10 protein-coding genes and 6 pseudogenes are annotated in these 10,631 nt (G+C 40.3%); 13 read left to right on the top strand and 3 right to left on the bottom strand.

The genetic code is table 11. The features are described 5' to 3' along the window. Positions 1–1,220, top strand: a pseudogene (locus AC0L8N_RS00130) (Rne/Rng family ribonuclease); the annotation flags it as partial. 23 nt (positions 1,221–1,243) lie between these two features. Next, positions 1,244–2,728, top strand: coding sequence for a hypothetical protein (locus AC0L8N_RS00135; RefSeq protein WP_473665598.1), 1,485 nt, complete (start codon positions 1,244–1,246; stop codon positions 2,726–2,728). A gap of 104 nt (positions 2,729–2,832) precedes the next feature. Here AC0L8N_RS00135 and AC0L8N_RS00140 read toward each other — a convergent pair. Together AC0L8N_RS00140 and AC0L8N_RS00145 are read right to left on the bottom strand one after the other, a co-directional pair. After that, positions 2,833–3,958: pseudogene (locus AC0L8N_RS00140) on the bottom strand (PilT/PilU family type 4a pilus ATPase). Positions 3,959–3,967: 9 nt separating this feature from the next. Beyond that, entirely contained in the window at positions 3,968–5,026 is a 1,059-nt protein-coding gene (locus tag AC0L8N_RS00145; protein WP_473665599.1) for a type IV pilus twitching motility protein PilT, read from the bottom strand. Positions 5,027–5,059: 33 nt separating this feature from the next. Between AC0L8N_RS00145 and AC0L8N_RS00150 the strand changes: the two genes are divergently transcribed. From AC0L8N_RS00150 to AC0L8N_RS00165, 4 genes and pseudogenes are all read left to right on the top strand, one after another. Further along, entirely contained in the window at positions 5,060–5,767 is a 708-nt protein-coding gene (locus tag AC0L8N_RS00150) for a YggS family pyridoxal phosphate-dependent enzyme (protein ID WP_472673657.1), read from the top strand. A gap of 24 nt (positions 5,768–5,791) precedes the next feature. Further along, positions 5,792–6,637: a pyrroline-5-carboxylate reductase gene (gene proC, locus AC0L8N_RS00155; protein ID WP_472673658.1), complete on the top strand. Its 846-nt coding sequence runs from the start codon at positions 5,792–5,794 to the stop codon at positions 6,635–6,637. Between the two features lies 1 nt (position 6,638). Continuing rightward, a pseudogene (locus AC0L8N_RS00160) lies at positions 6,639–7,178 on the top strand (YggT family protein). A gap of 12 nt (positions 7,179–7,190) precedes the next feature. Beyond that, a complete protein-coding gene (locus tag AC0L8N_RS00165) occupies positions 7,191–7,622 on the top strand; it encodes a DUF4426 domain-containing protein (RefSeq protein ID WP_472673660.1) in 432 nt (143 codons plus the stop codon). 108 nt (positions 7,623–7,730) lie between these two features. On the opposite strand, the gene AC0L8N_RS00170 is transcribed toward AC0L8N_RS00165, so the two are convergent. Then, positions 7,731–7,961, bottom strand: coding sequence for a DUF2789 domain-containing protein (locus AC0L8N_RS00170; protein ID WP_472673661.1), 231 nt, complete (start codon positions 7,959–7,961; stop codon positions 7,731–7,733). A 140-nt stretch (positions 7,962–8,101) separates the two neighbouring features. On the opposite strand from AC0L8N_RS00170, the gene AC0L8N_RS00175 reads away from it, so the two are divergent. The 7 genes and pseudogenes from AC0L8N_RS00175 to AC0L8N_RS00205 all read left to right on the top strand — a co-directional run. Further along, positions 8,102–8,269 (top strand): hypothetical protein, encoded by a 168-nt coding sequence (locus AC0L8N_RS00175; RefSeq protein WP_473665600.1) that lies wholly within the window; start codon positions 8,102–8,104, stop codon positions 8,267–8,269. Positions 8,270–8,457: 188 nt separating this feature from the next. Then, on the top strand, positions 8,458–8,739 hold the full coding sequence (locus AC0L8N_RS00180; RefSeq protein WP_473665601.1) for a GNAT family N-acetyltransferase: 282 nt from the start codon (positions 8,458–8,460) through the stop codon (positions 8,737–8,739). 11 nt (positions 8,740–8,750) lie between these two features. Next, positions 8,751–9,069 (top strand): annotated as a pseudogene (locus AC0L8N_RS00185) (Mpo1-like protein). An 85-nt stretch (positions 9,070–9,154) separates the two neighbouring features. Beyond that, positions 9,155–9,475, top strand: coding sequence for a ribosome silencing factor (rsfS, locus tag AC0L8N_RS00190; RefSeq protein ID WP_473665602.1), 321 nt, complete (start codon positions 9,155–9,157; stop codon positions 9,473–9,475). Positions 9,476–9,491: 16 nt separating this feature from the next. Next, a pseudogene (gene rlmH, locus AC0L8N_RS00195) lies at positions 9,492–9,961 on the top strand (23S rRNA (pseudouridine(1915)-N(3))-methyltransferase RlmH). A 2-nt stretch (positions 9,962–9,963) separates the two neighbouring features. Then, a complete protein-coding gene (locus AC0L8N_RS00200) occupies positions 9,964–10,272 on the top strand; it encodes a hypothetical protein (protein WP_473665603.1) in 309 nt (102 codons plus the stop codon). 59 nt (positions 10,273–10,331) lie between these two features. After that, a pseudogene (locus AC0L8N_RS00205) lies at positions 10,332–10,631 on the top strand (penicillin-binding protein 2); the annotation flags it as partial.

The following is a 10,631-nucleotide window of genomic DNA, read 5'->3' on the forward strand; positions in this document are numbered from 1 at the left end:
ATGGTCGCCCAAACATCAAAGAAGTTGTTAAAGAAGGTCAAGAAGTAATCATTCAGATTGATAAAGAAGAGCGCGGCCAAAAAGGCGCAGCTTTAACTACTTTTATCAGTGTCGCTGGTAGCTACTTAGTACTTATGCCTAATAACCCTCGTGCCGGCGGTATTTCACGTCGCATTGAAGGCGATGAGCGTACGCAACTTAAAGCAGCGTTAAGTAAGCTTGAATTACCAAAAGGCATGGGCTTAATCGTACGTACTGCAGGTGTTGGTAAATCTTATGAAGAGTTAGAATACGATTTACGTGCCCTACTTCTTCATTGGGATGCTATTCAACAAGCCGCTGATAGCCGACCTGCTCCGTTCTTAATTCACCAAGAAAGCAACGTTGTATTTCGTGCCATTCGTGATTATTTAAAACGCGATGTTGGTGAAATCATTATTGATAACCAAAATGTTTTTAATGAAGCCAAAAGTCACATTGAACTATTCCGCCCAGACTTCCTAGAGCGTGTAAAACTTTACCAAAGCGAAGTTCCTCTATTTACGCACTATCAAATTGAGTCGCAGATTGAATCTGCTTTCCAACGCGAAGTTCGTTTGCCATCAGGTGGTTCAATTGTAATTGACCCTACTGAAGCATTAGTTTCAATTGACATTAACTCGTCAAAAGCAACTAAAGGTAGTGACATTGAAGAAACTGCTTTAAATACTAACCTAGAAGCCGCTGAAGAAATTGCTCGCCAATTACGTCTTCGCGACTTGGGCGGTCTTTTAGTTATTGATTTTATCGATATGACACCACCTAAACATCAACGTGATGTTGAGAACCGTTTAAAAGACAGCGTAAAACAAGACAGAGCTCGTGTTCAAATAGGTAAGATAAGTCGTTTTGGTTTACTTGAGATGTCTCGTCAGCGTTTACGCCCTTCACTAGGAGATGCAAGTCAACACACTTGTCCTCGATGTGACGGTCAAGGCACAATTCGTTCTAACGAATCTTTAGCTCTTTCTATCCTTCGTTTAATTGAAGAAGAAGCGATTAAAGAAAACACAGCTCAAATTCAAGCTCAAGTTCCAGTTGTTGTTTCGTCTTACTTGCTAAATGAGAAACGTGATGCGGTTCGTCACATTGAGAAAAACAATAACGTCAGCGTTGTTATTATTCCTAATATTCATTTAGAAACACCACACTATGAAGTATTGCGTGTACGTGTAGACGAAGAGCTGCTGACACCAGCTTCAAAATGGTCAAACAGCCTGAACAAAGTGATTTTGTAAAAGAAATCGTTGTGCCTATGAAAAAAGAGATTGAGCAACCTGTATTAAAAGGTTTTGCAACTCCTGCGGCTCCTGCACCAGTAGCTCCAGCACCACAGGTTTCAGCGCCAGCCGAAAGTAAAGTAAAAGGTCCGAGCTTATTTGCAAAGATTGCCAAGTTTGTAAGCGACTTATTTTCATCAGATGATTCGGATAACAAGAAGTCTGATAAAAAGAAATCACAAAACAAAGGTAAACACGACCGTAACGATAAAAATGATTGTAACGGCAACCGTCGTAACAATAATAAAAATCGAAATCGAAATACTCGTAATCGTCCACAAGATAAAGACAAAACAAAAGATGTTGACTCTCGTAACGACCGTGTAGAAAGCAATGATGACAAGCGAGCGGATAACAAACGTCCAAAGACTAAAAACCCTCGCAACCAATCTCGCAAAAAGGTTGAAAACAACGAAAAGACAAGTAGTGAACAAACTTCTCAAGCACCTGCGCCAAAAGAAGAAAAGCTTCAAGAACGTCGTAAGCGTCGTAACAATCGCAAAAAGGTTCGTATTGAGAAAACGGAAGACAATACAAAAGTAGCGAATACCGCAGATACTGCAGTGGTAAACGAGAATGTAGAAGCTGTGTCAGTTGTCAATAATGCGGTAGAGCCTCAACAAGCTAAAGTAGAAACATCTGTCAAAAATGTTAATACGGCGGTTGAAGCTACAGTTAGCGAAGATGCCGTTATTGAGACCAATAACGAAAGTCAGAGCAAAGCTACTAAACCAGTTGTTAAAGTGCGTAAAAAGCCGTTATCAACATCGAGCACCAAAAATGAGTCGCGTAGAAGTGCAGTAAAATCAAAAGTAGCGCCTTCTGAGACTCAAGCCTCTGACGAGAACTCGTCTGTAACTTCTGCTGATGACGTTGTTAACAATAATGTTCAGTTATCACAACCAGTCGAAGACCAAAAGACAGATGAAGCTGTGGCTGAAACTTCAAAAACTGAAGCAGTTATAGTTGATAATTCAATTGACGATGCTGTTGAATCATCCTCTGAGAAGTCTGAGGTGAAAGACGAACAAGAAGTTTCTGTTGATACTCCAGTTGAAAGTTCGGTTGAAACTAACAAACCAAACGTTAACTCGGAAAAAGAAGCGGATGAAGTGGTAGAGAGTCGTTATCCTGCTACAGACACTGAGTTTGAAGAAAATCATACTCATCCTGCACCTGTAGAACAGACTGTTGATAAAGTATTGCACGAGCCAGCTAGCCTAACACCTGTATACAAGGGAACAGCTAGTGCCCCTATGACTAAGCCTGCTCCGGCAAGCAAAACGGAAGGTCCTACGCCATCTGTAATGCCGACTGAGAACCGTGCTAAAGTTGTCGTATCGGCAAGAACTGCAGGCGCGTCTGCTGCAACTAGTTCAGCAACATCTGCTACACAAAAAACACTCTAGCTTAAAGCATGGCCTATTAATTTAGGCCAGCGACCCTAAGCTTTAGGTACAAAAAAACCGAGATGATTATCTCGGTTTTTTATTTTGGTATCTAACTCATTAAGTTAATCGTCTTTTTGAATGCCATCGACGGTAACACCTTGAAGGAAACCTGAACCGGTTTGCTCATTATTCCTTAATTTTATCATTAAGCGTAGGTCATTTGGCGAATCTGCATGGTGCAATGCATCGGCATAACTAATTCGAGACTCTTGGTAAAGGTTAAACAGCGCCTGATCAAAAGTTTGCATACCAAACTCTTTTGATTTCGCCATCACTTCTTTAATGCCTGAGATGTCGCCTTTCTTAATTAGTTCACCTACCATAGGCGAGTTCAGTAAGACTTCAATTGCAGCCACTCGTCCCATTCCATCACTCGTTTGAATAAGTTGCTGGGCAACAATCGCCTTTAAATTTAGCGCTAAGTCATATTTAAGCTTATCGTGCTTTTCTTTTGGTACCAAATGCATAATGCGATCTATTGCTTGGTTCGCGTTGTTCGCGTGCAAAGTAGCAACACACAAATGACCAGTTTCCGCAAAGGATAAAGCGTACTCCATGATTTCTTGCGATCGAATCTCACCGATCAGAATAACATCTGGCGCTTGTCGTAATGAACTCTTTAACGCCGACTCAAAAGAAGGTGTATCAATACCAACTTCACGTTGCGTTATCATGCATCGTTTATGTTCATGAACAAATTCGATTGGATCTTCTATTGTTAAGATATGTCCTTTGGAATTACGATTTCGGTATCCGTAATAAGGCTGCCAAACTAGTTGACTTACCGGTGCCAGTACCACCAACGAACAATACAAGGCCACGTTTTGCCATAATGACGTCTTTTAACGCCGCTGGTAAACCAAGCTCATCTACATCAGGAATGTTAGTCACAATTCGGCGAACGACCATGCCGACATTATCTCTTTGCCAAAAGGCTGAAACACGAAAACGTCCTGCATCGTTTGCTACGGCAAAATTACATTCTTTTTCAGTATCAAATTCATTTTGTTGTTTATCTGACATACAACTACGAACGAGTCGTTCTGCTTCAGACTCAGATAAAGCATCATGATCCAATGGTGTTAATTCACCATTAATCTTTGCACTTATGGGTAGTCCAGCTGTAATAAAAAGGTCTGACGCTTTTTCCGCCACCATTTTATTAAATATTTGCTCCATCGACTCCATATTTTACTCCTAGAATCCGCCGCCAAACCCTTGGCTCAATAAATTTTTATCATGAGCTTTTGCTTGAGCGTGCTCTCTACTCACCAAACCTCTATTCATCAGGTTCAATAAACATTGATCCATAGTTTGCATGCCGTGCGCTGCACCCGTTTGAATCGATGAATACATCTGCGCGACCTTATCTTCTCGGATAAGGTTACGAATCGCTGGAATACCAATCATAATTTCATGGGCCGCAACTCGACCACCACCGGTTTTTTTACAAAGTGTTTGCGAGATTACCGCTCTTAACGACTCAGATAACATAGAACGAACCATGTCTTTTTCATCGCCAGGGAATACGTCGACAATACGGTCGATAGTTTTTGGTGCAGAGGTTGTATGTAGTGTGCCGAAAACCAAGTGGCCGGTTTCCGCCGCTGTCATTGCCAGTCTGATAGTTTCTAAATCTCGTAGCTCACCAACAAGGATAACGTCTGGATCCTCACGAAGAGCAGAACGTAAGGCGTTACTAAAGCTAAGTGTATCTCTATGCACTTCTCGCTGACTAATCAAACTTTGCTTATTTTGATGCACAAATTCGATTGGATCCTCGATGGTCAATATGTGGTCGTGGCGCTGAGTATTGATGTGATCAATCATTGCCGCTAGCGTGGTTGACTTACCCGATCCCGTTGGACCAGTAACTAAAACAAGCCCTCGAGGGTTTTCCGCTATATCTTTAAAAATATCAGGGGCGCCAATATCTTCAAGACTTAATACTTCTGATGGGATAGTCCTAAATACGGCTGCTGCGCCTCTATCCATGTTAAATGCATTAACACGAAAACGAGCGAGGTCAGGAACTGCAAAAGAAAAATCCGTTTCTAAGTTTTCTTCGTACTCTTTACGCTGTTTATCATTCATAATATCGTAAATAAGCGATTGTACTTCTCTAGCATCTAGTGCCGGTATGTTTACTCGTCTGACGTCACCGTCGACTCGTATCATTGGAGGAGTACCTGCTGAAAGGTGTAAATCTGAAGCATTATGTTGCACACTAAAGGCAAGTAATTCAGTAATATCCATATGGCTAACCTATTAAATAACTAAGACAAATTTATGTCCGAAAATAACGTTAACATTACCATAGCAAATCGGCTGGCAACTGCCCACGATAAAATGACGATTGCACTACAAAAAGCCGACCGACAGGTCAACGACGTTTCTCTGATTGCGGTTAGTAAAACGATGTCTTTTGATAAAGTTCAACAAGCCTATGACGCTGGCCAGAGAAAATTTGGAGAGAACTACGCACAAGAGCTGCAAGAAAAAGCGCAGCAACTGCAGTCGCTTCCGGGTATTGAGTGGCACTTTATTGGCCCAATTCAAAGTAATAAAACGGCCATTGTTGCACAACATGCTCACTGGGTAGATAGTATCGACCGGATTAAGATTGCTAAACGACTTGAGCAGCATTGCCAAGCACTGGGGAAAAAACTAAATATTTTAGTGCAAGTTAATATTTCACAATCGCCATCTAAAGCAGGAATACCGTTACAAGACGTTGATAGCTTTATCGATGAGCTACGCGAGTTTAAATCATTAACTGTTCGAGGTTTAATGGCAATCCCAGATGCTTATGAAGACAAAAGTATACAAAATAGAGAGTTTCAAGCACTACACACTTGTTTTTTACAGTTGCAGCATAAACATATAAGCATAGATACGTTATCCTTAGGCATGACCGCTGATATGGAAGATGCTATATTATTTGGCAGTACCATGATTCGTTTGGGCACCGCTATTTTTGGCCCTAGGGTAAGTTAAATCAATAATAACTATGGGATTTTAATGACTCAAAATACAAATATTACATATGCATTTATCGGCGCGGGCAACATGTCAGGCGCTATCATTGGTGGTATGGTTAACAGTGGCGTTTCACCATCACAAATAATTGCTACAAATAGAACCGAACAAAAACAACAAGCGCTAAAAGCAAAATTTGGCATAAAAACAGAGTTAAACAACCAACAAGCAATCCAACAGGCCGACGTTATTATTCTTGGCGTAAAACCACAAATGATGGCAGATGTATTGAGTGATCTTGTCGAAGGTGGTGCAGACTTTTCGGGCAAGTTAGTAATTACAGTAGCTGCGGGTTTATTAGTGAAGCGTTACACCGATATTATTGGCAATGTTAGGTTTATTCGTTGTATGCCTAATACCCCATCATTAGTTGGTCATGGAGTTTCTGGTTTATATTTAGGTTCTGACGTAAACAAGTATGACGCTTCTGTACGAGAGCAAGATAAACAAATAGCCACTGAGTTGTTTGAGCATGTTGGTGCCGCTGTATGGTTAAAATCTGAAGCTGAAATTGATCAGCTTGCGGCTGTATCAGGATCTGGACCTGCCTACTTTTTTGCATTTATGGAAGCGATGGCAAATAAAGCAAAAGCTTTTGGGTTTAGCGATGACGTTGCAAACATTATGGTACAAGAAACAGCTATAGGTGCCGCAAAGATGACATTCAACAAAGACAAGAGTTTTGCTGAGCTACGAGAAAATGTAACATCACCTGGGGGCTCTACCGCTGCTGCCCTAAACGTATTTAACGATAAAAAATTACAAGCTATTGTTGATGAAGCGCTTGACGCTGCAGTAACAAGAGCACAAGAGATGAGTCAACTATAATATGCAAGCTACTCAGTTTTTAATTAACACCTTATTTGACCTGTATTTAATGGTCGCGATTTTACGAGTGTGGTTACAACTCGTCCGTGCTGATTTTTATAATCCGGTGAGTCAGTTTATTGTTAAAGCGACCAATCCTGTTTGATCTCTAAGGCGCGTGATCCCTGGTATTGGTGGCGTTGACTGGGCCGGCGTATTGCTGGTTTTTATCGTTGCATTTGCAAAAGTAACCACGTTACAACTTGTTTTTGGTGAGTCTTTTCCGTGGATTGGTTTGCTCATAGCGTCATTAATATCAGTTGTAAAAGAGGTATTTAGCCTATTATTCTGGGTCACTATTATCAGAGCGATATTGAGTTGGATTAGTCAGGGTTACAACCCTATTGAGGCATTGTTGCATCAACTCACGGAACCGCTACTTGCACCAGTTAGAAAAATCATTCCTCCGTTAGGCGGTTTAGATCTCAGTCTATTAGTGTTTTTAATTGGCTTACAATTCTTGCAATTACTTTTTAATGACTTATTAACTCGACTTTTATAACTGGAGAATAGCGTGCAAAAAACACTACTTACTTTACTAGTTCTGGTTGCCACCCTTCTGTTTTCTGGATTATCTATGGCAGAGCAAAAAATCACCAAAGGTAATTGGGATATACACTATATTGCGTTTCCTAGTGCCTTTATTAAGCCAGAGACGGCAAGAAGCTACCAACTCGAACGTAGTCGATATATGGCGCTTATTAACATCTCGGTGTTGGAAACTAGCTCACAACAAGCGCAAAACGTTAGTCTTACTGGAACGGCTAGAAACTTACTAGGGCAAACGACGCAATTAGATTTTAAAAAGGTTGAGGAAGGTGAGTCTATTTATTACTTGGCTCAACTAAAATACAGCAACGAAGAGATATTTAATTTTTCGATTGATGTACAACGTGGTAATCGAACTGAAAACATCAAATTCAAACAGAAGTTTTACGTCGACTAAATAGACGTTTATTTTATAGGTTAATTAAAAAGGAGCGTGAACCGCTCCTTTTTTTACATCTAATAAAACTGCCCAAATAACCTAGAGTTTGTCTTCACCTGGTTCTTTTTACTTCCGCAGCATTGCATCTAGTTGATCAACAATTTCGCTCCAATCACCATCCGATTCGAGCGAGTCTCTTAAAAATGACGCTTGCGATGCATTCCAAAATGAAGCCTCGTCAATGGTCACATCATCTGGAATATTGTGTTCTTTAACAAAATGGTAAATACCACTTCGTGTACCATCTAAACCTAATTGTTCAAATAAACCCGATATCGAATGTTGAGACATATCCATACAAAACCCCTTATTTCAAATAAAAGTATTTAATATAAAAGTAGTGCTTTAAGTGTTAACACGCAAAATATTCTCTTGGCTAATATAAAAGATATTGCTAAGTTGGTTAAAATAACAACAACAAAGAGTATTTAACGCCAATGAGTACAACTGCCCAACTAAGTGAAGATAATTCAATTAAAGCTATTTTGCTTTCCGCGGAAGATATTAATTTAGCGGCGTCGTTATTATATGTTGCCTATCACGAAGACCCTGTTTTTAAAGAAATCTTCGATGGCGACAAACCAGACGTACGACAAGCGTCTTAGAAATGCGATTCGCGAAGAGCTTGGTGCTTTTTGGCAAACTCAACAGCCTATGATCGGCCTATTTTCTGGAGAACATTTACTAGGCGTAGCATGTTTAATTGAACCTCAACGAGAGCTAGAGCCTGAACGCTTTTGGCATTGGCGTTTAAAAATGATGCTACACGCTGGATATTTAAGCACCCAAAAACATGATAGAAAAGGAAAAACGTGTGGCAGCAGCTATTCCTCATGAACACTATCATTTGTTAACTTTCATAGCGATTCACCCTGACCATCAACACCATGGTCTAGGCCAATATTTAGTAAAAGCAGTTGATTCAATAGTTAATGAAAGTGAGATTAGTGAAGGCGTTGCAATTTTTGTTACAAAAGAAAAAAATAAACCTTTATTTGATGGCGATAACTATCAGGCGTTAACAGATATTCAAATTGGTAATGTATCTGGTACATTGATGTTCAGACAAAAATAATAGAAATTCACATGCAAAAAATCACAACATTTAAAGCGTTTTACCCGTACTATTTATCAGAACATTTACATCCCGTGTGCAGAGGGTTGCATTATATTGGCAGTTTATCGGTTGTCGCCGTTGCAATTTACGCCCTATTAACCAGCCAATACCTATATCTACTATTATTACCTTCTAGGTTATGGTTTTGCTTGGGTCGGTCATTTTTTTATTGAAAAAAATAGGCCTGCAACATTTGATTATCCGATGTATAGCTTAGCCGCAGACTGGGTGATGTTAAAAGACTTTAACCGGACAACTAGACAAAAAACTAAAACTACACGATTTTAGATTAGTCGTGTAAGCGCTGTACTAAAAGTACTTACACAGGTAGAATGGTCGTCCAAAATTTTTCCTTCTGAGAGTAAAAAGCGTTTTGCAAAATAAACAAATATTAGATTTCGTATTAGACAAGATAGACGATTTAAAAGCCAAAGATGTAATGACGTTTGATGTAAAAGAAACATCATCAATTACAGATTACATGGTTGTTTGTTCTGGTACTTCAAAAAAACACGTCCAGTCAATTGCCGACCACGTTTTATTAGAAGCTAAACAAACTGACAACCCTGCACTGGGCCAAGAAGGCATGCAAGAAGGTGAATGGGTTTTAGTTGATATGGGCCCAGTAGTTTTACATGTTATGCAGGATGCGACTCGAGATTTTTATCAACTAGAGAAGCTTTGGCAGAATTAGGTTGATTTAATCCGCTATGAAAATACAATTGGTCGCCGTAGGCAACAAAATGCCGGACTGGATAACTGCAGGTTTTCAGGAGTATCAACGCCGATTCCCAAGGGACTGCTCATTTGAGCTAATCGAAATCAGTCCAGGAAAACGTGGCAAGAATGCCGATATAGCGCGTATTCTTGATATTGAAGGCGAAAAAATGTTAGCGGCGGTGCCCAAGTCTAATCGTATTGTTACACTTGAAGTTACCGGTAAGCCATGGACTACGCATGATTTATCGAAACAGCTGTCTAGCTGGCAAATGGATGGCCGGGACGTTAGTTTACTTGTTGGTGGTCCCGAAGGATTAGCCCCCGCTTGTATTGAACGCTCTGAACAAAAGTGGTCACTGTCAGCATTGACGTTCCTCATCCATTAGTGCGCGTTGTAGTAGCAGAAAGTTTATATCGGGCTTGGAGCTTGAATAATAATCACCCCTACCATCGCGAATAACTATGCGCAGAAACTCCTATCGAATTCAAGATCATACCGCCGAAGCAATACTATTTGCTAGACGTGCGATTGTGGCTTTAATTGCGGTAGCCATTTTGATGGGAGTTCTGATTGCCAACCTCTATTATTTACAAATTCAAAAATACCAAACCTACCAAACTCGCTCTAACGATAATCGTATTAAAGTCCAACCAGTGCCCCCAAATCGCGGTGTCATCCGCGACATAAATGGAAAAATACTTGCAGCCAATGAGCCTAGCTTTTCGCTGGAAATTGTTCCTGAATCGGTTAAAGACATGGACTGGACTTAAGCGAACTGCAAAAGATAGCACATATCCCTGATGAACAAGTTGAACACTTTAAGCGAGTAATAAAGTATCAACGTCGCTTTAAAAGTATTCCGATAAAAACAAAACTGACTGAGCAAGAGGTTGCTGAATTCTCGGTAAAACAGCACCTTTTTCCGGGCGTCTCAATAGAGGCTCGTTTAAACCGACACTATCCTTATGCAGACGCTATGACACATGTTTTGGGATATGTAGGCAAAATTAATAAACGCGACTTAAATAGATTAGAAGCGACTGAACAACTGCAAAACTACGCCGCAACACGCAGTATAGGCAAGCTAGGTCTAGAACGCTTTTATGAAAAAGAATTGCATGGCACAACA

The sequence above is a fragment of the Woeseia sp. D3-10 genome (genome assembly GCF_055809415.1).